Below are 20,604 nucleotides of genomic sequence, written 5' to 3'. Positions count from 1 at the left end.
GCATGAGCCCCATCGAGGGCGAGGACGCCAACGACCTGCACCAGCGCGCCGGGGTGCTGGCAGTGCGCCAACTGTTGATGCAGGTGCGCCTGCAACGCAAAGGGGGTTGAGATGGCCGTGAAGCGTGATGAAGTAGTGCCAGAGGACTTGGTGGCCCACCTGCAAAAGACTATCCCCGGCTTCAGGCACGAGGCGCAGCACCACCAGATAGCCCTCGCCAGGATGGTGTGGTTGGGTTCAAGCAAGCGCAGGCAGCACGATTGCCTTGATGGCGCAATGAGCTTTTATTGCCGAGAGCTGGAAGAAGCCTTTGGCCGTGGGGGGTTCAAGGCGATCAACGACCGACTTGGTTTTTTCACCGACAGCGGGCAATGGTTTCATGGCGCGGGCCTGACCAAGGGGTATTGGTTCAGCGGCTTGGTGAAGGCCAGCCGTGATGCCTACCTTGCCAGGCGGTGGCGCAAAGTGACGCGGCTGTTGATGGCCGATGGTGTGCCCCTGGGGACGATTCCAGCAGCAGTGGCATCCAGGGACATGAACAACATCACCACGACCGCATGGAAAAGCGCAAAGCAGTTGAATCTGGTGCGCGTTGACCTCGACTCACTCAACCGGCTGCGGGCATGGCTGGCCCGAGTGCTGGACGATTACGACCATGGGCGGGTGCCACACGATCTGGTGACGCAGTTCCCGCCCCGGGTCGCTATCGAGCGGCTGGCCCACATGACGGCCCAGGTGATTCGATTGGCAAAGACCGACGTTGCAGGCAATGGCTACATCGCGCACCACTATGTTCAGGCCACCAGTGGCCGCCTGTACGCCAAGGGCATCAACCTGCAAACAGCGCCCGGCCTGGTCAAGCAGGCAGCGCTGGCCGGATTGTGGGAATACGACTTCGCCAATTGCCATTTCGCCATCATTGCCCAGATGGCCCGGGAGCATGGCCACCAGTGCAGCGCCATTGCCCGCTACCTGGCCGACAAGGCGGCTACCCGTTGGGCTATTGCAGCGCAGGCGGGCATCACAGAAGCGCAGGCCAAAGTGTGTTTGCTGGCCGTCATGTATGGGGCGAGAGCTTCTGAGTGGCATGAAAACGCTATCCCTGAAGCCATCGGGCAGGAGGCGGCAGCGAGGCTTTTCAAAGTGGCTCAGTTCAAGGCTATCAGCACCGACGTTGCGCAGGCACGCCACGCCATTCTCAAGGGCTGGAAGCATCGCACCAGCAATGGCCGCCTGACCAACGCTTTCGGTAAATCCATCGACGGTAAGGCCAAACCCGCCGAGAAGATGGCGCACCTGCTGCAAGGGGTTGAAGCCCGGGCCCTGAAAGCGGCCATCGACCTGCACCCCAGCGAGATTGTTTTGGTGCAACACGATGGTTTTGCAGCTACCGCCCAACTCAAAGAGCAGGCCATTACTGAGGCAGTTTTTAAGGCCACTGGATACCGGCTGGAGCTGGAGAAAAAGCAGATTCAGGTAAGCCCTGACGCCTACTTTTTGAAATCGAGAATGCAAAGTGAAATCGGCCCGCAGCCCGCGCCAGTGCTGGGTTTGCGCGATTCGCTTGCACATTAATAGTGCCTCTTGCTACATGCCTCCCTGCCCCCCCCTGCCTTCATTCCATCCCTGACCAACCACCCCTGAAAAAAACCTGTACCCAAATGCGCGCACACCTGCCACCGGCACCGCCAGCACCGCCTCGACCTGCGCCAGATACGCCATCAGTCAAGCAAATGTCGCCCACCTGGCTGGACGTGGCGCAGCCCTGGCGCGCGGCAGACGCTGCTTACCTGGCGCACTGGGGGCAGTGCCCCGCCTGCAAGGCCGCTGCCACCGGCCACGCCGACCGCTGCGCCACCGGCCAGCACCTGCACCACACCTACCTGGCCGCGCTGGCCACCACCTGAAAGAACACCATGACCGACACCCAACCCCGCACCCACCACCTGGCCGACGCCTCGCCCGAGTTCCTGGCCGCCGTGGACGAACTCACGCGCACCGTAGAAGCGCTGGGGCACGAGCACCCCCAGGCCAAGCGCGCCATGCAGCGGGCAATGGCGCTGGCGCCGCGCACCTTGCGGGACGAGATCACCCGGATGGCCGAGAGCACGGGCCTGCTGCCCAAGCCTGACGGCTACACGGAGGACGGCCAGCCCGTGGTCAGCCTGGAGGCCGTGGCCGCCCAGTTGGGCATGACCTTGGAAGAAGCCCAGGCGCACATGGATGCGATGTTGGCCGAGCTGGAGGCCGCAGGCGTGTCCATGCCGACCATCGATCCGGTCTGTGTTCACCGTGTGCAGTGAGGTGCCCAGCATGACCACCACCACACCGCCCCCGCTGCGCGCCCAGGTGCTGGCGCTGCGCCGCACGCAATCGGCCCGCGCCGTGGCCCAGGCCCTGAACATCCCCTTGGGCACGGTCAAGGCCATCAGCAGCCGCGCAGGCATCACGCGCGACAACACCACGCTGCGCGCGTTCTTCCGGCTGCCCGAGATCGTGGCCAGCGCCTGCACCGCACTGCAACCCCCGGTTGCACCGCCCCAGCCCGTGGCCGTCACGGGGAACAAGGACTTGGATGCTGTGTTGTGGCTGCGCCAGGTCGTGCAGACGGGGGATGGCGCCCTGATCGACAAGGCCATGCAGGCTGCCGAGCGCATCAAGACCCCGGCCAAAGAGCTGGAAAAACGCTACGGGGAATTCCTCATGCGCGAGAGTGGCGGCAACACCATGCGCGCCGTGTTTGGCAGCATGGGCTTTGCCGACCTCAAGGGGCTGGCCGAGCGCACACTGGACAAGCAGGCCCGCAAGCGCGAGGCGCTGGCCCGGTTTGGCAGTGAGCAGGCGGTGTTTGCCGAAAACGTGCAGGAGCGGTTTTGCGTGGATGCGCTGGCGCTGGTGCCGGTGGTCACCAAGGGCTGGCGCGAGTACGACCCAGCCCAGGCCAATGCCGCCTTTGCCCAGCACCAGGACATGGCCCCGCACACCCTGGCCGACTGCCTGCACGAGCTGGAATTCTGGGATGCGCTCTACCACCTGCGGAACGGCTGGGACAACGCGGGGGATGACCTGCCCGAGGTCAGTGCCCGGCGCCACTACATCGAGGCCCACTGCCTGGCCAGCATCCGGCCCAAGACTCGCGACGAGGCCAAGGCCGTGCTGCGCTTCATGGCCGCGCACGAGATGTTCGACCGCAACGAGACGGTTGCCGTGCTGGAGAGCCTGGTGGGGTAGAACGATGCAACCCGGGGTTGCGGGTTAGGTGCGTCAGTGGGCGGCTTTCGGCCAAGACCGGACGTCGCACGACCGAGACCAATGACGCGTCAAGGCTAGTCTGCTGCCAGTCGGGCTTAGCGGATGAGCGACAGTTGTTGACGAGGGCATTCAGGTGCTGCCACTCTGACTAGTGTTCAGCACGTTCTGTGTTCCTAGGAAATCAGGGAACTGGAATGAGATAGTCACGGGCTGGACGCGCCCCCAGCCAAGTGTCCAGGCCGGACGCGTCTGCGCGGCACTCGCTGAGCGCTTGAGCAGCCTGCGCCCGCCATGCTAAATCTCCCGGCTCTTGGAAGTCCCGACGCAGGCTCCGAATGACCACCAGTGCTTCTTCGGCCCATCGACGAAAGTCCTCCAGGTCCCAGTGAGCAACCTTCCCCAAATGCGGGATGGCACCTTCCTTGGCTTTCTTAGCTGGCGTGATAAGCACGGGCCGGATGACCGCACCGACCGATGCAGGGACATGTTCGCGCAGCCAGTCCGGGTGGGAACCTGCTTGTCTTGCCTTAGTCGCGTCGATGACGGATGTCTCGCCCTTGGCATTGGCATGATCCTCAAAGACAAAGGCGATGTCGCCGATAATCCACCACGGATCGGGCGACGCATCGTCCTCGCGTTTGCCGGCGGTGAAGCCCAAGTGTTCGCCCAACAGGACTTGGGCCTGCTCGAAGGACTTCCCTTCGCTCAGGCCTTCGCGGATCTTGCTCTCCCGAGCCGAGAAGGCCCTGTTGTGTAATGTGCCCAGCTTGACTAGGTGCGCTTCGAGCTGTTCGACCTGTAGCAGCAGAGTACCGTGCCTGACCTCCTCTGGCGTCGGTTCAGCAGCGACGCCTCCCCGCGAGAGGCCGATGAGCCAGGGAATGCCAGCTGCCGCGTCCTTCGCCTTACGGTACTGTGAGCGCGCGTGCGTGTCGAATCCTACCTCGCCTGCCACTGCGGCTGCCTCTGCAGAGGTTCCGGCCAAGTAGTGCCAAAGCGCTCGATAGCCGCGCAAGGCAGCGTCAGTCAAGCCGCCCAGAACTTCCCGAGCCGCGTCGTAGGCCTTCGCGTAATCCTCGTTCCACATAGCCGTCTGCCACGCGATTTCATGAGCTACGACGCCCTCAAGCTGATCCATAGCCGGAAACTTCGCCTGCATCGCGGCTTCCCGCGCGTCCAGAATGCTCTGATTGGCCTCCTCCCAGGCATCATCGTGGTCTAGGAAGATGCTGAAGTTGTCCAGCAGATCCTTCTGCTGAACCTTGGTGGACTGATCTACCCCGAACTCCAGCTCCGCCTGCAGTTCTGGGTGGAAGAAGGCGCGGCGCTTGCGATCCGTCAGGTAGGCCGGTAATTCGTCCCCGGTAATCACGACTGCGGAGTAGTCGTTGAGGCCGCGCGTACAGCGTCCTATCGCCTGGAGCACGCGCGTCTGGATACGCTCGTTAAACAGCAGGCTCGCACCCATGCGGTTGATCAGGAAGCGTTCCTGCAAATTTGTAGTCCTAGAGAGTCCCTCGACAAACAGCAGCCGGCAGTCGTCGTCCGGGAAGTCAATCCCGTCATAGCGGTTGGCGATGACCGCTACGGCTTTATCAGTCTGGATGAACTCGGCCTTACTGACCTCCAAATCTGCTGCCGTGAACACAGGGTACTTCAACTGCTCCATCACATCCTTGATCACCGCGTCGGCATCGGGCGTGCTGGGCGTTAGCACAAGGCTGCGTCCGGCCCTGCGCATCAGCTCTCGGCGCAACTGCAACGTCTCGTCTTCGGCAAGCGACTTTTCGGGGAACAGGAAGAAGCGTCGCCCGATTCCTTGGCGGTCCCAACCTTCGGGGATTGGCAAACGCTTGATGCGTGGCCGTCCCGTCAGGCGCTCCAGGTCACCGCCAGCCCCCAAGGTGGCGGACATGAAGATTCGCTGCTTGGCGCCTACGAAGGGACCGTGCGACCAGGTAGGCGGAATCAGCGGGCGCAGCATGATTTCGCTAGAGGACACATACAGCTGACAAGCATGGAGATGGCTTGACAGCATGCGCCAAGGATAGCGGTGATCCGTGTCGTCAACGTTGGCTGTGATCGTTGCCCGCAGCTCGGCAGAGATCTCGGTCAACTGATGACTCGGGATCATGTCGACCCAGCCCACATCGTCAATGCCTCTCCAATCGCCGGTGAGACGGGCGTGGTTGTGAGCTGGCAGAACAGTCTTAAGCACACCGGCCATTGCCTTGAACAAGGCGTCGTCAGCCGCTTCGAACCGGCTGACGCGCAGCGTCCACTGGCTCGCCATGTAGTTCTCAGCTGCGTGTGCATCATCTACGATGATGATGTCCGGGCTGTCGAAGAAAGGATTAGTGTTGAAGAGACTGTTGTATGTGGTCACGGCCACGCGTTCGCCGTCCTGATAGGCGGTCTTGGCCTCGGGTGTGTAATGCTTGACCCTGCCGGTGAATGGCTCAACGGTCAGGCCGTACTTTGCCGTCGCCTCTTCCGCGACTTGGTGGACAAGTTGTCGCGTAGGACACAGGTAGACGACCCGCTCGCGGAACTTGCGCCTCCGCCACTCAGCAAGCAACAGTCCTACTAGCGTCTTGCCACTGCCGGTGGGCAACTGCAAAGCAACGTCCGGTGCGTCTAACGCTTGTCCGACGTAGTTGCGCAACACTTGGCCTTGGTGGTCAAACAGGCTAGCGTGCTTGCGTCGAGGCAGGTCGCGAAACAGGCGGTCCGGGCTTTCCGGGACGGCAGTATGCGTTGTCGGTTTCTTGAAAGCCATTGGTGCTTGGTCTCCTGTTTGTGTGAATTGCCCAATGCGGGGGGACGATGATGCGATGTAGTGACTGCGGCATCCCACTTAGGCTGTATTTGCCTCCAATCTGGGACAGCTGGGCAACACGGCGGCGGACAGACTGTATCCGCATCCCTGCTGGAGAGCACAAACCGGAGTGACGGTAAGACACCTGAGCCTGAACATCGAACGCGGAACCGTTGATGACTGCAACCGCCATAAACCGGCCGATCAAAGGGCAAACTTACCCTTCCGCTTTGGGTCGATTCCAGTCGGCCATGCCGTTGTGCATCAATGCCACTGCGGTGGCCCAACAATCTTGGCTGGATTTCAAATCTGACCATGACCGACCCGGCCCCAGCGCCGGGTTTTTGCTTTCGGCGCGCGGCTCAACTTCCGCCAGTGGTGGGAGTCAGGTTCCCGCAGGCCGTGGGACTGGCCCTGCACCATGCCCTGCTGCGATGGTCACGGCAGAACCCAACAAAACCCTACATTCCATCGGCCAGTTTTCAAGGGCGGGGATGGAGCCGAAAGCAGCGCGCGCACTTGTCAAAACTTTACACTCCTGGAGTGCGCACCGGGCTGATGCGCCAGCACCGCTATGGGGTTATGCCAAACAGCCGTGCCCCGTGACCATCCGGGCATGAGCACCGCCAGCACCACCACCGCAATCTATGAAGCCGCCCAGGAGCTGCACGCCATGGGCACAGAAATCACCCGCCACACGATTGCTGAATTGACCCAGCTACCGATGGTTGTCGTGGATGACCGATTGCGGGCGCTGGCCGAGGATGGCCGCATCAAGCGCCTGGTGCGCGGGGTGTATGCCGTGGTCAAGCAGTACCCGCCGACCCGCCCCATGAGCAAGACTGTGCTGGCAGACGGCTTTGTGAAGATCGAAATCGGCGATGAAGTCCTGACCCTGACGCCCAAGGAGGACAGGGTGTTGGGGGGGCTGATGGCCGGGTCGGCTTTTGTCGCCGCCAGCACCGCCCATGAGGCACGACTGGCCGATGCGCTGGCGAGACTGCAACTGCCCGTAGGCACACAACTCTGAGCGCAAGACTTTGCCCACCAGCCCGGCCCCTGCGCCGGGATTTTGCTTTGTGGGCAATGGCATCCACGCAATCGGGCTTTTGCTGGCCAGTGGTGGGCGCACAAAAAAGCCTCCTGAATCCGAGAGTGTCCAGTGTTGATGTCAAAGAGCATCCGAACGGTCTGGCTCAACAAACTCAGGAGGCATCACCAATGTATCGCAGAAGTGGTGTTTCCACGGAAACCTGTCAAAACCTTACCTTTGAGGCGGTACGCACTGGGGTGGTACGCAAGCTGGTACGCACGGAATCGGGGGCGCTGGCGCAGGTTAGCGCTGGCAGGTTAGCGCCGTGGTTAGCGCCGTGGTTAGCGCGTAAACCAGGTGTTGGTAAACAGCGGGGTAAACAAGAAATCGGGTGTTAAGACGATGCAGGCGTGGTGTGAAATTCAGCCGCGCAGATGGCGTTTATCAAACCCAGACCGAAGCGTTCAAGCGCTGGTTTGGCGACTGGCAGAATGCGGCAAATGACCAAACAACAAGTTCCGTTCAACCAGCTGACGCCGGAGATTGAGGCCAATCTGGACGAGCGTGGGGACTGGAGAGTGGTGCCGGAGAACCAAAAGCCTGGCTACACGGAATCACCAGCGACACCATTGAGCGAAACGGGAGAGAACCAGATTTCGCCGCCTTGGCTGTCACGGAAGATGCTTTGCCTGACACCATTCGTGGCCCCGTGGCAGGAGTCTGAGCCGCCACCGGAACGCAAGGACTGATGCTGGCGCTGGATCGCGCGCAAAGGATGCGCCGCCGCTGGCACGTCTATGGACACTGCCAGCCATTACGCCAAGGGTGACACAGCTCGCCTTGGCAGCGGCACAAAAGAAAAAGCCCAGGATTCCTATGGGCGTCCTGACCAGCAAGCCGGTTCAAGTGTCGCCCCTATCGCTGGGCTTTCCGACTTTATACACCGTGCTGCTGGCAAATGCTGGCACGTCGGCTGAACTTTCAGCCCTCGATGGCAAGGGGCTGGATTTCAAGTCTGACCCCTTGGCGAGGTTGTCGCCAACTGCCGTGCCGACTTCGAGCAACTGGGGGGTTGTCCGGTTTCAAACCGAGAAACCCATGCCCAGCACAGTGCGCCGACTGCTGGCGCTGGTTTCGTTGCGGTGACGAAATGCCACTGCCCGGCCACCACGGCCACCGGCACCACCAACGCCCGCCCGGCACCGCGTTGGATTGACGACACAAGGGGGTCACTTTTCTTTTTGTTGGTATTTTTGTTGGCACTTTTGCAATTTTTATACTTTTTTCATAGGAGAGTTCAATTCCCCCCGGCCCACCACACAAGACAACGCCAGACAATGAGAGCCCCTCTAGTCTGGCGTTTTTCTTTGCTCTTTCGTTGCCTGGGCTTGCCCTGAGATTCACACGAAAATCACACCAGATTCACACCGGCCTGATTTCAGCATCGTGCGCTGTCAGGCGGTAGCCGCGCCCACTGGCAGGTCGCCTGCTTGGAGTGCAGCAGGTGGCCCTCCAGCTCTCTGAATGCTGACGATGCGACGCTCCTTGAGCGCTGCACCACAGACTGAACCTTGCGGTTCACGCGCCTCCAGCGCAGTTCTCCTTGGATGCACCAATGGCAGAGATCGACCCTTTGCGGTCGTTTGAGCTTCTCCGCATCATGGATGCATGAGTGAAGCCAGATCAGCTATCCCCGGTACATTGCGGACAAACACCTGACCTGGCGGTCTTAGGAGGTATCAGTCATACCCGCCATACACATCCCCCTGGTCCATGTCATCATCGAACATTTGCGGTTCTCCGACCTGAACGAGTCGTGTAATTTTTGCAGAACCAAGAAGCATCCGTCCAGGCTTGTTGATTCGTATGCTCCCATCGACTGGAACCTCATACCCGTCTGAGTAGCCCGCTAACCGTACATGCCCTTCAAAATCCCACGACCAAGCGATATCGGAACAGGCATGAGTGTCAGCTGGCGTCAGCCTGCTATACAGCGTCACTACGCGGGCATCCTGTACGCTTGTGAGAGTTATTTTGCGCGGATATCCATCAAAACTTTTCCAGTAGCTCTTGCGATTCAGGCCATAGAGAAGGGACGCAATCGGACTAAGGCTTTCATGCCCGCAGTGTTCCAGTATCCGTCCAACACTCCACTCCAATGAATCATTGCAGATAGGACCGCTGGCACTACCGAAGCGCATATAAATCACGCCCTTGTCAGATGACGGCACCGCGTCCGGGTCATCAAGGATGTCCAAGAAGTCTGAAAAGTACTTAGCTGGTTCCAAGTCCACCTTAAGTGAGCGGGCTCGGGCGCGCATCGAATCAGCATCAAAAACGATGAGTTGTGCCTGGCCTAAAGCATTTGACTCGAGCTGCGTCAGCGAAGCATAAGAGTTGTGTTTCAGGCCCGCCGCGAGTAGTTCGTAGGCATGTCCCAAAGGGATAGTCACACCAACATCGGCAAGCAGTTGCTTGAGGCGAAACGCCCAGGAGGAAAAGGCTGTCATGGTTCTCTCTTTAGCTGCGGTGAGCGTTGTGCGTTTAGCGCTCATCCGCATGTAGAGCCATGAAGGTGAGTAAATTCGAGAGAAGAGAAGCCCTTTTTAAGCCGCACAAAACTTGGGCGGGCGCCCTGAACAAGGATTATGCACGCTCAGTAGACATTGGGGAACATGGCTCATGCTGACCGGAAAGGCGCTGAACGGAGCTGCTTGGACGTTTTAGTGGAATAACTGCTTGTGGCCGAAAGCGGACATACCGTACAGATTAATGTCGGCCTATCGCATCAGTCGCAGGTGTAGTGCATGCCATCAGCGCCGTGCGCAACTCGCCCTCGTAGCCCTCGCGGCGCTCGATTTCGGCCATGGCCGCCTGGGCGAACTGGTCGAGGGTGGTGGCGGCGCCGCCCAGGCTTTCGGTGGGCATCACCGGGCGCGCCGGCACCGGCTCCTTGCATTCGACTGGCACCGGCACGGCCACGCGCTGGATTTCAACGTGCTTTTTGGTCGCACAGCCCGCCAGTAAAGCGCAAGCAGCTATCAATAAAATAGCAATCTTCACGGCTGCGCCCTCCCCTTGAGCCAGTCGGCCACACGCATCTGCGCGCTTTTGCAGTCGTCGTCGGGTGCGGCTGGCGGCGTGGCCAGGATGGCGTCGGCCTTCTGGTGATGGGTGCGCGCCTGCGCTGCGGCATCGGCTCGGGCGGCCTGGGCCTCAATGGCGCGCTGGTCGGCCAGCGTGCGCAGGTCGTCGGTGGCGTCGCTGCATGCACTTGCCGCCTGGCGGGCGCTGTCACGCTGCTGCTCCATTGCGCCCAAGTCGGCACGCGCCTGGGTGGCGCCGTCGCGCTGGCCCAGGCAGGCCCAGCCCATCGCGCCATTGGCGGCAAGGCTGGCCAGCAGCGCAAGCGCCAGTCCTGCGGTCAAACGTCCCATGCCAGCCTCCAGAAAAGCCACGGGTCGCACAGCATGTAAAAGACGATCGGGTTCATGGCGTCACCCCCAGGCACACCGCGCGTTCACGCTCACGGCGCAAGGTCAGGCCACGCAGTGGCTTGCCCTGGAACTTGTCCCAGCCCAGGATCGCATCACAGGCCCCCGTGTAGTCGCCCGCAAGCAGGCGGCGCACGATGGTGGACTGGCCGCCACGCTTGAGTTCGCAGAACCCGTCCTTCACGCCGGCCTTTCCCGGCCCAACGTTGTAAGCCAGGCTCACAAAGGCATCGAACTCCCGCTGGTACATCGGCACCGGGGCGCAGCGGCGCACGATGCGCTCTGCTTCGGCAGCATCACGCTGCAACAGGATCAGGCCACGCACCGGCTCGATGCGCTCGCCCTCCTTCATCGGCCCGCTTTCGCTGCGCGTGCTACCAAATCCACCGGTGGGAACATCGCCAGGCACTGGTGGCCGTGCCACGGGCACCCAGCCCTCAGACACGGCCATACCAATCAGCCCAGCCGCCGACAGCACGAGCGTGGCGGCGGCGGTGCGGATGAGCGCGCTCATTCGTCAGCCTCCACCGACCCCAAATCAGCGGGCTGCGTGCGCGAGCGATCCATCTCTCGCTGGAGCAGCTTGCGGCGCATGCGCTTCATCGGCAGCTCGTGCGCTAGGTAGCCATAGAGCTGGACACCCAGCCAGGTGGCCGACAGCACGCCGACAATGAGATTGACCAGGCCAAGGAAGGAGCCAATCCCCAGGGCCGCCGCAAGCCAGTTGATGACCGCTTTGGCGATCGGGGCATGGTCGGCCCGCAGGAGTTCGTCTTTCATGGCCCGGATGATTCCGGGGATGTTGGGGGGCGTCGAACCCTATACGGGGGACGCTACTCTGGCGTCACAGTTCGATCTTGGAGGCGGCCAAAAAAAGCGCATCAAGCTGCTCGCCGGTCAGACCCAGCGCCGTGGCAGCGGCGTTGAAGAATGGCGAGCTACGACGCCACTCCTGCGTGTCGTGCAAGGCTACTTCAGCCAGGGCGCGTTCCGTAGGGTCAGGGATTGACGCAACGAAGGACATTACCCCCGACCACAGGCCCGCAGTGATGAGCGCAGCCTTACCTTGGGCACGGGTGACGCTTTCCGGCGCTGTGGGGGGAGGCAGTGGTCGAACCTGGAATGTCGTCTCCCAGCGCTGAAGCTCGGCGTTGTATGCGCAGCCTGTCGATTCCAGCACCTGCGTAGATGGGTCGTAGTCGGGTACCACGGGCGTGACGGGGTAAACGCCGTACTCGGCCAGGGTTTCCTCGTCAGGGTATTCCGGGAAACTGACGTGCGCATTGTCACTGCGCAACTGGGCCAGCGTGTACGGGAAGCGCTCGGACGGCGCATGGGTGTATTGCTGCTGCACGGTCATCCTCTAAGTTCAATGGCGTATGTCAGACCCGTGCCACCGCCCTGCGTGATAGTTTTCCCTACCAAAGAGGCGGCAGTATTGTTCTTCACGACAGCGACGCACTTGCCTGTCGGGTTGTTTGACGAGGAAAGTAGCTCGTAGGGGGCATCTACGGCTGTCTGGCCCGACGAGGCGAAGCCTCCAGCGACCACCAAGCTGGTGCCTCCGGTGTCTAGTCCATCGAGGTCAGGCAGTGGCAGCGTGGAGCCGAATGCGCTGGAGAGCGTGCCGCTCGCTCCTATGCCTGCAAAGCCGCGCACTGCCATCAGGTACCCGTAAGCGCCTGTCCACGTAATACTCTCTGAAGTAGCCGTGGCGACTTTGTATTGAACACGGAACGATCGAGAGCCACCCCCCAGCGAAACAATGTCCGTGTACCCGGCAAGCAAGGCAGCAGGGGTGCTAGTGCGGTTGGCGGTCATGGCGATAAGTACGTCGCCCACGCTGTGCCCAGTGATTGTGAGTGTGCGCGAGGCGTCGGCGCCCTGGTTTGTCAGGTTCACCAATCCAACAACCGTGACGGTGCCGGGAACGCGGGATGCGCACGCGCGTAGCAGTTGATGGAACAGCATCAGGCATCCCCCGGGCGCGCTGCATACAGCACCGAGCCTATCTTCCACAGCAGTATGGGTGTGTAGCCAGTGGCTTTCAGGATGGGCGGGGTGCCTCCACCCGTGATCCACACAGGTGCAAGGGCCGTCCAATTGATCGTTCTGGCCGTGCCGTCATCGACCATCAGCGAGATTGACTGACCCGACGCCCAGGTGCCCGCCGTAGGCGTGCTGTTGGCCGTGAGCGCCCAGGTTTGGATGGTGCCGTTGGATGGGGACAGCGCGGGGGCTGTCCCAGTGACTGCAAAGACCCCTTCCGTATACCCATTGGCGAGTGTCAAGCCAGAGGCAGTACCTCCGCTCGCTGCGACTTTCGTGCCGATGGCCGCCAGCAGGGCTTTCACGTCCGCACCGACGGCCTGGGCCAGCGCAGTGATGCGCGTCTGCAAAGACACGGCTTACACCTTGGCGGCGGTGTAATCGGCGGCGTAGTCGCGGTCGTAGGTGCCCAGGCCGGTGAGCAGGCCGGACACGTCCGCTGCGCTGGCGGCGCCGATGTTGGCGCGCGCCTGTGCCTGCTGCGGGCTGGTCAGCGTCTGCGCGGCGTCGAAGCGCACGCGGTTCGCAATCTCCGTGGCGATGGTAGCGGCAAAGCTCGGGTCATTGCCCAGGGCGGCTGCCAGCTCGTTGAGGGTGTCCAGCGCAGCGCCTGCGCCGCCCACCAGGTCATTCTTGACGGCAGTCTTGGCCGCCTCGATGCTGTCAAAAATCTTGTCTGCCGACCAGGTGACAGCGGTGTTGCCATTGCCTGCACCGTCATCAATGCTGGCCCCGGCGCTGCCGATCAGCGTCATCAGCTCATTGATGGCGGCCACCAGGCTGGTTTTGGTGGTGGTGTTCAGCGCAGACAGGCTTCCTTGGGCAACGGTCAGCGCCTTGACGTCAGCGCCCATGGCCTGGGCCAGGGCAACAATGCGGGTTTCGAGAGACATGGGGCGTCCTTTCAGGCCTTGGCCAGGATGTAGTAAGCAAGGGGATCGATGGCGCCCAGGCCAAGGTTGGCTTGGGCCGCCTCTTGGGTTGCGGGGTCAGCGGCAAGCTCGGACAGCCGGTTGGTCACCAGCAGCGCGCCGCCAGCATCACCAATGGCGCCGCGAGGCCCGGGTGGGCCTGGCGGGCCTTGCCTTGCTTCGCTGATGATGTCCACGCGCGGTTCAGCGCGCTCCAAGACAACAACGACTTCGCGTTCGATCAGAACGTTCGTCACGTCGTTACCTCTGGGGAAACAGTGATGGATCCTTGGATAAGCCGATCAACATGATCAGGGCCGGCGGCGTACTGAACCTCGATGTCAAATACACCTTCAGTCCATGTAATGGCCGCTGTATCGGTGGCGCCGATCCAAAGATCAATTGTCCCAGCGGGCCCGCCCAGCACGATGCCGCCACTCTCGGTGGTCAGCTCCAGCAGGATGGGCTCACCATAGTCCGCCCGCACCTGCATGCGCGCCGAACAGCCGGTGAAATCCATGGGCGTACCGCCAGGCTTCCACGTCCAGCCAGGGTTGAACGTAGCGCCTTTGATGATGCGCAGCTTGCGCTTGATGGGCTCAAACATGCCCAGCACTGTGCCCAGCGCCGGGCTGGCCGTCGAACCCTACAGGGGGGTTAGCCGGATATGTTCTGTGAGACTTGGCCAGAAATCTGTGCCGATGCAGAAACCATGGCCCAGGCGCTGGCCAGGCGCTGAGACGATGTCGTCAGGCCGACCTTCGCGGCCTCCATGCGGGCGTCATTCGTGTGCATCACGGCATCGGCGTTCACCTTCGCTGCCTGCATGGCGATGTTCTTGCCGGCCTCGTACTGAGCAATGTCCGCCCGCCACCGCTGCATGTAAGCCCCGGCCTGCGCTTCCGCGGCGCTGGCGCCAGCGCGGTACCCATCCACCATCACCGCAGATTTTTTGGCTGCGGCCTCTACCTTCGATGTCGCGGCGGCCAGGCGCGCTTTCCACCCGTCCCACTCCAACGCCTTGGCGGAGATCCGCGCGTTCAGTTTGGCGATCTCTACACGTGCTTTTTCAGCTTGTGCCCCGACTTTGGCGGAGTACGCATTACCGATCGCAGTGAACGCCTCCACCTTCACTGATTCGGCGCCGACGGTGGCCTTGTACAGCTCCGCCTTCGAGGTCTCGGCGTTGACCGTGGCCACGAATGCCTTGATCTGCTCTGCGCCGGCGCTGATGCGGGTGCGCTCCAGTTCCACCAGGGTCTGGGCGGCGCCGACACGTGCCTTGTACACGTCGACCACCGCCATCGCGCCCTCGATCTCGGCGCGGTACCGGTCCGCGAGGCTCTTGTTGATGTCCGCTTTAGCCTGTTCGGCCGTCAGCAGGGCCCTGAATACCTCCACTTTGTTCATCTCGGCCCGGATGATGGAGTCGTACGTCGAGGCGTATGTCCGGTATCCGTCCAGCAGGGCCTTGAAGTGCTCCAGGGCAGCGTTGTGCGCCGCGACGGCGCTGGCTGCGGCCGTCTTGGCAGCATCCAAGGCAAGCGCCTCGATCTTGTATGCGTCGTCCAGCAGCGCGGATTCGAGCTGCAGCGCAGCCTGGATGGCGTCCTTGACGTTCTGTTGTTCCAGCTCCGCCTGCTTGATGGCGATGTCGCGCGACAGGCCAGAGAGCTTGTCGTGGTACTCACGCCGGGCGTCGGCCAGCTGCGCTGCCATCACGCCAGACGGCAGCTGGAAGCCAAGCGCCTCGGCGCCGCGCATCACGTCGCGTTCCTTGGCCAGGGCCAGGGCGGTCTCGCGGTCGAGTGCGCGGCCCCAAATGGCCTGCTCGACCGTCGGGCTGAGTCCCGTACCGCCATGGATGCGGGCGTTCAGCGTGGCCTTCAGGCTGTCCAGCAGCTGCGATGCGTACCGCGCGCCGGGCGAGTATGTGAACGGCGCAGGCTGCATGATGGACAGCTCTGGGATGTCCTCAAGCTTGCTCAACCACTCCTCATGCAGATCTATGTTCGGGGCGTTGTGGGTCTGTATCGTGAGGAAGTCAGGGTCGTCTGGCAGCACCACATTCGGCGCGTTTGGTATATCGACGTCACGGACCTCCGGCAGCATCGGTGCTTGGCCAACGGTGATGGTCGGCGGAAGCGGGAAGCTCAGCTCTGGCATAGGGACGTCGAACTCATCTATCTGAACGTCCCCCAGGGTGTCGTTCAGTGCCGACGGGAGCCCGCCAGGCACGTCCAGATCGATGTCAGGCAGTCGAGGCAGGTCTGGTATCGGTGGCAAACTCGGTGCAGCGAGCGAACTCCACTGCACGCTGATCGTTGGGGGGGCGTAGATGCTGGCGTTCAGTGCGGTCTGGAAACTGTCGACCGCACTGGCCGCAGAATCCGCCAGGGACACTGACTTCGCGTATTTGTCCTGAACTATCGCGGCTGGGCCGCTGAGATCTGCCATGGTCTATATCCTCCGGTATTTCGCGTCTGCGGTCTGAACCTCCATGCGGTCCAGGGTGAATGGTTGCCCCTGCGGCGTGCTCAGGATGAACCCTAGGTAGTTCTCACGGATGCCGCGGCCGACCACGCACCGCGTCTGCCCGCTTACGCGAAGGGGGAAGTCGTAGCTCCAGCTGCCGGCCTTGCCGAGCACGGTCAATGTGGCCTCACCTTCGCCGAGCATGGAGAAGTACACCGAACTCAGCGCCTTCTTTAGCGTGGTCTCGCGCAGCGTGGCTGGGAGCTGGATCGATGAGGCGATGGGCAGGCCGTCGTCGGCGTCTCCGTTAAGTTCGTACAGCCCCGTGGCCGCGCCGGCATGGGTGGGGGTTATGGCGTGGAACTCGTGACGGGTGTATTCCGTCACGGCGCCGAGGAGGGTGTTGCAAACGATGGTGTTCATAGAGTCATACAGAGGTATTTGAGAGGACCTTCGCGTCGTCAGCCAGGGGCGTCCTGCTCGACGCCGGTGCCCAGCCCCACGGGCCGGTCACTTTGTTGCGCCACACCTTCGGGCTAGCTCTGTCGTCCCAGGAACATGAAAAAAACCCAGCACCGGTCTTTGGGTCCTTGGCGTAAGACACGTCAGTGGCGAAGTCCAGTACCTGCTCCAGCACTGCATGGACGTCCTTCTCGCGGAGGTATGCGTTCTGGCGTTTGCCGCTGGTGACGTCCGGGTCTGCGCCACCACGCGCCGGGATGGAGGTTAGCTCGGCCCTGAGCCCACCCATCGCGCTCCGCAGGGCTGCGAGGATCGGGGGCGGTACATCCATCTTCATGGCCTCCTTGCTGGATGGGCCGTAGAAGATCATCTCTATGCTGAGTTCGTCGGTCTGGGAACTTCTGTTTATGTAGCTCGATGGGGGGAACTTGCCGGTACCGAAGTTGGCTGCCAACATATAGACGTTGTCGTAATCCGCGCTGCCCGATGCCGCCGAGACTCGTGCGTACCCCTGCGCCGCATCCGTGGTCGTCTTTGCGGATACGCGCACTGTAGCGGCCACCCCGAACTGGCTGTCGTGTACCAGTACCCTCTCCAGGGCGTATTGGATGGTGGCCGCCGAAGAAGCAAGCTGTGCAGCCGACGCGGAACCTTCGTAGATGAATCCGTTGATCTCGCCCGTAGCCCCATACGAATACCGCGCGAACTTGGTTTCCCATCGGCCGTCCCCGTCGAAGCTATATCCGAAGTCGAGGGAGAATTCGTAGACTCTGATTGGCGGGATGCCGAACATGGTTAGCGTTGCGGCGCGCGTAGTGTTGGCACGGACGCTGCTGTTCTCGAACCTGACTGCATCCTGGTAGAGCGTTTTGTTGAACCCGTACCACCCTGTCTTGCTCCCAGCCGATATGTCGGATTTATCCTCGTACGTAATGACATCCTCACGGATCTCACCTGTGAAGTCGACATACCGGCGGAACGTGGCTGTACCTGAATAGTCGCACTCCTCCGCGTAGGTCACTAGGCGGGTGCTGTCTAGGCCGTCGATCGTGATGGTTGCTGGGGCGTTGGGTATGAATGCACCCGGGTTGCTGTACGTGGTGTATATGGTCGTGTTGTTGTTCTCATATCCCTGCGTCCAGTGGCTGAGTTTTGGTGCGCCCTCTGGGTACTTTCTGGCGACCGTCGTTGGGTGGTTTTTCACCGCGACGTCGTCGAGTCCGGCTGGGTTTTTAGCGCGCCATGCAACGACAGACTGGCGGACGTTATCCGTCTTGAACGACCACGATTCCATGTCGCTGGCGATTCGGCACGCCACGAACTTCTTCTTGTCCGAGTTCGCTGTCAGTAGGCCCCAACGGTCGCCTTCAGTCAGAGAGGGTAGCTGGTACGTCGCCCCCCAGGTTCCTGACGTGCCAGAGGTCGATGTCTCTAGCCCGTCTTTCGACAACCTCCATGAGTTTGCTTTCAGGGCGTTGCCGTCGATACTCAGTTGTTCCAGCGAACTGTCGAAGATGATGGGGTCTGATACATAGATGCCCGCAAGCTCGCGTTGTGGGCGCAGGTAGATGTTGGCCGCCATGCTGAACAGCGGGGGCGCCAGGCGTTTGTTCCCGCTAGACGTGCCTCCACCGCCCTCGACGAAGTAGCGGCCATCGACGGCCCTGTATGTCGTCCCTACACCCCCGTTGAGGGTGGGGACGCTGAGCGCCCTCCACCTCTGCTGGTCTGGGCGGGCCGGGTCGCCGTACGGAGAGAGTATCCATGTCGCGCCAGGCACAGCGACGCCTATGCCTGGCTTCACCGTGATGTCGGTAATTTGCGCTGGCCAGATCATCATCACCGTCTGCTGCGCCCCGAGGGAGACGATCTTGTACGGTGTGCCGTCCGGCAGACGGCCTTGCTCCGTGGCATTCGGCACTACGGACAGCCGACTGTGCATGCAGAAGTTCGCAAAAACCGCCTGTGCGGCCGTCAGCTGCACCGCAGTGGCCTGGGCGCCTACGACGCGAAGCGCCGGCGGGACACCGACCGGCATAGCACCCCCAGTCGGCGAGAACGCGTATGGGTTCCAGATCCCGCTCATTGCGGTACCGCGATGTACTGCGGGACGCCCTGCACCTCGCGGAACGTGGCGCTGACCTCTTTGGCGTCCGTCCGGTACCGGTCGCCAGTCAGGCTGATTGTCACGCCGCCGGCGAACCCGGCCACGATCTCGCCACCGGCGATACACAGCATGGCCAGGCCGCGACCCACGGAATTTTCGAGCTTGATTCGGTCGCCTGGCGCGTTCACGCCAGAGCCTGGCACCACAGAGCCGCGCGTGGTCGGCGTGTAGTTCAGGGCGTCCCAGGTCGCGCCGCCGAGCCAAGCCAGTTCGTGCTCGGTGCCGACGTAAATGCCATCCTCCACCGGCGCGACCATAGTGATGGTGCCGGACATCTGCTTGAAGTCGTGCCAGTCAGCGAGGTGCGGCGCCATCGGGCGACTGGCCCACAGCACGTTGCCTACCGCCGTGATGACGCGGCCTCGCCAGAACGCAGTGTGCGCGCCGACAGGAAACGCCTGGGTGCCCAGGGTGCGGCACGGCAGGACAAGGTCGGAGTTCTTACCACCCCACTCGAACGTGCTGTCGCAGGTGGAGCCAATCAGGTACGCACCTTCGCCGTCCAGGCCGCTGAGGTAGACGTTCAGTGTGTGGCCGAGCCGTACAGGCAGGCCGTCGAGGCGCAGGCCACCGTCGGTGATGGTGACGGGCTCTGAGCTGATGGCGGGGCTCTCGAATCCGTCGCGCGCCATGGTCAGGTGGTACCGGTACTGGCCTTGGGCCAGCGAGCCAAACGCGACGTCAGGTGCGCCGAGGCTGTCCGGAACGGCGATGCTGCGGGGGCGCCCGACGAATCCGTCTGTGGTGCCGTGGATCAGGCCGTTGGTGTAGGTCGTGCGCCCGTCAGGTAAGTTGCAGTACCACACACGGCTGGGGCCGAGAGCAGAGTGGATGACGTGCCGCGCACCGTCCGGGTGTATTGCCGTCAGGTCGCTGCCGCAGGTGGCCAGCATGAACCCCCGCGCTTGGTGCAGGTTCTTGTGGCACTGGTCGGATAGCAGCGTCAGGCCAGCGCGCCTGGTGATCTCCCCCGTACCGCCGATGTCGACGTCGGTCGCAGCGACGAGATCTTGCTTGCCGAGGCGGTGCTCCGGCGCGACGTTGTTGATCCCCATGAAGGACGAGAAAGTCAGCATGCAGCACCCCGGTTGATGGCGATCGGGCCGAGGCGCATCGGGAATGACTGCCGAGCGCGCACAGGCGCGTACGGCACACCGAAACCGCCCACCACCAGCGGCGCGGCACCTGCGGCATCACAAAAGCGCCACCCTACGGAGACCGTAGGTACGCCGGCGGTGGCAATGAGCATGCCTTCGATGGCGGACGCCATAACCGTGCGGACATCGCCGACGTTGGTGGGAGACGATGAGGCTGCGGCAACGACGGTCGAGGTGCGGATGGTTCCTATCAGGGCGACATCACCCCCCGCAGCACCGAACCACATACCTACTGAGAGGTCGCCGAGCAGTGTGGGCGCAGCGCCTGCGCTGGTGACTTCGATCGGGCGTAGCGAGATGGACACGTCGCCGATGTGGGTGGGGTAGGCTCCAGCGGCCTGGATGGAGATCGTCGATGGCGGTTGGGCGGCTGTCGCTGAATGGAGGCCAGAAGTCGCTGCGCCGAGGCCGCTCGGCGACACCTGGACGTCGGAGCCGACCCTCGGGGAGGGGTCTCCGATCATCGTTGGGTACGCCCCAGAACTGAACGTCTCTATGGCGGAGAGCGCTGTCCCTGCCGCCACCTCTGTGGCGGTGTACAGAGGGATGAGCGCGTTGTAGAGCCCGGCATGGGTGCCGCTCTGCACTGCCTCTACCCCCGATGGGGACACGCCCAGCGCTGTACGGGCTGGGCCGACCTCGACCGCGTCCGCCCCGACCGCGTCCATGCTGATGAACGCCTCAGCTACCCCGACGACGGGCAACGCCACGTGCCCCGGGCGTATGCGCAGCGGGCCGGACTCAGACCCGTTGATGGTGGCGCCGTTGATCAGCGGGTAGGCCATC

Annotated in this window: 24 protein-coding genes; 7 read left to right on the top strand and 17 right to left on the bottom strand. The window is 62.3% G+C overall.

What is annotated here, in order from left to right; all coding sequences use genetic code 11:
• The first annotated feature begins 111 nt into the window (after nt 1-111).
• The 4 genes from EV674_RS09710 to EV674_RS09700 all read left to right on the top strand — a co-directional run bounded on the left by EV674_RS09710 (nt 112) and on the right by EV674_RS09700 (nt 3,231).
• Nucleotides 112-1,575 (top strand): hypothetical protein, encoded by a 1,464-nt coding sequence (locus EV674_RS09710; protein WP_119014921.1) that lies wholly within the window; start codon nt 112-114, stop codon nt 1,573-1,575.
• A 158-nt stretch (nt 1,576-1,733) separates the two neighbouring features.
• Nucleotides 1,734-1,907, top strand: a complete 174-nt coding sequence (locus tag EV674_RS17405; RefSeq protein ID WP_165887087.1) for a hypothetical protein — start codon at nt 1,734-1,736, stop codon at nt 1,905-1,907.
• A gap of 9 nt (nt 1,908-1,916) precedes the next feature.
• A complete protein-coding gene (locus EV674_RS09705; RefSeq protein WP_132750417.1) occupies nt 1,917-2,303 on the top strand; it encodes a hypothetical protein in 387 nt (128 codons plus the stop codon).
• A 10-nt stretch (nt 2,304-2,313) separates the two neighbouring features.
• The gene (locus tag EV674_RS09700; protein WP_119014496.1) at nt 2,314-3,231 is read left to right on the top strand and encodes a hypothetical protein; all 918 of its coding nucleotides are present in this window, start codon (nt 2,314-2,316) and stop codon (nt 3,229-3,231) included.
• 202 nt (nt 3,232-3,433) lie between these two features.
• On the opposite strand, the gene EV674_RS09695 is transcribed toward EV674_RS09700, so the two are convergent.
• Nucleotides 3,434-6,031, bottom strand: a complete 2,598-nt coding sequence (locus EV674_RS09695) for a DEAD/DEAH box helicase (protein WP_119014497.1) — start codon at nt 6,029-6,031, stop codon at nt 3,434-3,436.
• Nucleotides 6,032-6,686: 655 nt separating this feature from the next.
• Between EV674_RS09695 and EV674_RS09690 the strand changes: the two genes are divergently transcribed.
• From EV674_RS09690 to EV674_RS09680, 3 genes are all read left to right on the top strand, one after another.
• A complete protein-coding gene (locus EV674_RS09690) occupies nt 6,687-7,100 on the top strand; it encodes a hypothetical protein (protein WP_119014498.1) in 414 nt (137 codons plus the stop codon).
• 503 nt (nt 7,101-7,603) lie between these two features.
• Nucleotides 7,604-7,852 carry a hypothetical protein gene (locus EV674_RS09685; RefSeq protein WP_132750416.1) on the top strand — a complete coding sequence of 83 codons (249 nt, stop codon included), beginning with the start codon at nt 7,604-7,606 and terminating at the stop codon, nt 7,850-7,852.
• Between the two features lie 127 nt (nt 7,853-7,979).
• The gene (locus tag EV674_RS09680) at nt 7,980-8,249 is read left to right on the top strand and encodes a hypothetical protein (protein ID WP_119014499.1); all 270 of its coding nucleotides are present in this window, start codon (nt 7,980-7,982) and stop codon (nt 8,247-8,249) included.
• A 593-nt stretch (nt 8,250-8,842) separates the two neighbouring features.
• Here the strand turns inward: EV674_RS09680 and EV674_RS09675 are convergent.
• The 16 genes from EV674_RS09675 to EV674_RS09605 all read right to left on the bottom strand — a co-directional run bounded on the left by EV674_RS09675 (nt 8,843) and on the right by EV674_RS09605 (nt 20,603).
• Nucleotides 8,843-9,613, bottom strand: coding sequence for a hypothetical protein (locus tag EV674_RS09675; RefSeq protein ID WP_132750415.1), 771 nt, complete (start codon nt 9,611-9,613; stop codon nt 8,843-8,845).
• A gap of 259 nt (nt 9,614-9,872) precedes the next feature.
• On the bottom strand, nt 9,873-10,166 hold the full coding sequence (locus EV674_RS09670) for a hypothetical protein (protein ID WP_119014501.1): 294 nt from the start codon (nt 10,164-10,166) through the stop codon (nt 9,873-9,875).
• Entirely contained in the window at nt 10,163-10,540 is a 378-nt protein-coding gene (locus tag EV674_RS09665; RefSeq protein WP_119014519.1) for a hypothetical protein, read from the bottom strand. The genes EV674_RS09670 and EV674_RS09665 overlap by 4 nt, the downstream gene beginning before the upstream one ends.
• Before the next feature lie 52 nt (nt 10,541-10,592).
• Nucleotides 10,593-11,111, bottom strand: coding sequence for a glycoside hydrolase family protein (locus tag EV674_RS09660; protein WP_119014502.1), 519 nt, complete (start codon nt 11,109-11,111; stop codon nt 10,593-10,595).
• A complete protein-coding gene (locus tag EV674_RS09655; protein ID WP_119014503.1) occupies nt 11,108-11,377 on the bottom strand; it encodes a hypothetical protein in 270 nt (89 codons plus the stop codon). The genes EV674_RS09660 and EV674_RS09655 overlap by 4 nt, the downstream gene beginning before the upstream one ends.
• 64 nt (nt 11,378-11,441) lie before the next feature.
• Complete coding sequence (locus EV674_RS09650) at nt 11,442-11,957, bottom strand: hypothetical protein (RefSeq protein WP_119014504.1); 516 nt, start codon at nt 11,955-11,957, stop codon at nt 11,442-11,444.
• Complete coding sequence (locus EV674_RS17400) at nt 11,954-12,418, bottom strand: hypothetical protein (protein ID WP_165887086.1); 465 nt, start codon at nt 12,416-12,418, stop codon at nt 11,954-11,956. Before EV674_RS17400 ends, EV674_RS09650 begins: the two co-directional genes overlap by 4 nt.
• 149 nt (nt 12,419-12,567) lie before the next feature.
• Entirely contained in the window at nt 12,568-13,002 is a 435-nt protein-coding gene (locus tag EV674_RS09645; RefSeq protein WP_132750414.1) for a hypothetical protein, read from the bottom strand.
• A 3-nt stretch (nt 13,003-13,005) separates the two neighbouring features.
• Entirely contained in the window at nt 13,006-13,539 is a 534-nt protein-coding gene (locus EV674_RS09640; protein WP_119014507.1) for a hypothetical protein, read from the bottom strand.
• Between the two features lie 11 nt (nt 13,540-13,550).
• The gene (locus EV674_RS09635; RefSeq protein WP_119014508.1) at nt 13,551-13,814 is read right to left on the bottom strand and encodes a hypothetical protein; all 264 of its coding nucleotides are present in this window, start codon (nt 13,812-13,814) and stop codon (nt 13,551-13,553) included.
• Nucleotides 13,811-14,164, bottom strand: coding sequence for a hypothetical protein (locus tag EV674_RS09630; RefSeq protein ID WP_119014520.1), 354 nt, complete (start codon nt 14,162-14,164; stop codon nt 13,811-13,813). Before EV674_RS09630 ends, EV674_RS09635 begins: the two co-directional genes overlap by 4 nt.
• A 50-nt stretch (nt 14,165-14,214) precedes the next feature.
• Nucleotides 14,215-16,014, bottom strand: a complete 1,800-nt coding sequence (locus EV674_RS09625) for a hypothetical protein (RefSeq protein WP_119014509.1) — start codon at nt 16,012-16,014, stop codon at nt 14,215-14,217.
• A gap of 3 nt (nt 16,015-16,017) precedes the next feature.
• Nucleotides 16,018-16,455: a hypothetical protein gene (locus tag EV674_RS09620; protein ID WP_119014510.1), complete on the bottom strand. Its 438-nt coding sequence runs from the start codon at nt 16,453-16,455 to the stop codon at nt 16,018-16,020.
• Nucleotides 16,456-16,459: 4 nt separating this feature from the next.
• Nucleotides 16,460-18,580: a hypothetical protein gene (locus tag EV674_RS09615; protein ID WP_132750413.1), complete on the bottom strand. Its 2,121-nt coding sequence runs from the start codon at nt 18,578-18,580 to the stop codon at nt 16,460-16,462.
• The gene (locus EV674_RS09610) at nt 18,577-19,737 is read right to left on the bottom strand and encodes a hypothetical protein (RefSeq protein ID WP_119014512.1); all 1,161 of its coding nucleotides are present in this window, start codon (nt 19,735-19,737) and stop codon (nt 18,577-18,579) included. The genes EV674_RS09615 and EV674_RS09610 overlap by 4 nt, the downstream gene beginning before the upstream one ends.
• Nucleotides 19,731-20,603 carry a hypothetical protein gene (locus EV674_RS09605; RefSeq protein WP_119014513.1) on the bottom strand — a complete coding sequence of 291 codons (873 nt, stop codon included), beginning with the start codon at nt 20,601-20,603 and terminating at the stop codon, nt 19,731-19,733. Before EV674_RS09605 ends, EV674_RS09610 begins: the two co-directional genes overlap by 7 nt.
• Between the last annotated feature and the right edge of the window lies 1 nt (nt 20,604).

This window comes from Simplicispira metamorpha (genome assembly GCF_004341365.1).
Taxonomy (GTDB): domain Bacteria; phylum Pseudomonadota; class Gammaproteobacteria; order Burkholderiales; family Burkholderiaceae_C; genus Simplicispira; species Simplicispira metamorpha.
The sequence above is the reverse complement of the archived record's forward strand: the minus strand, read 5'-3'. Positions and strand labels throughout refer to the sequence as shown.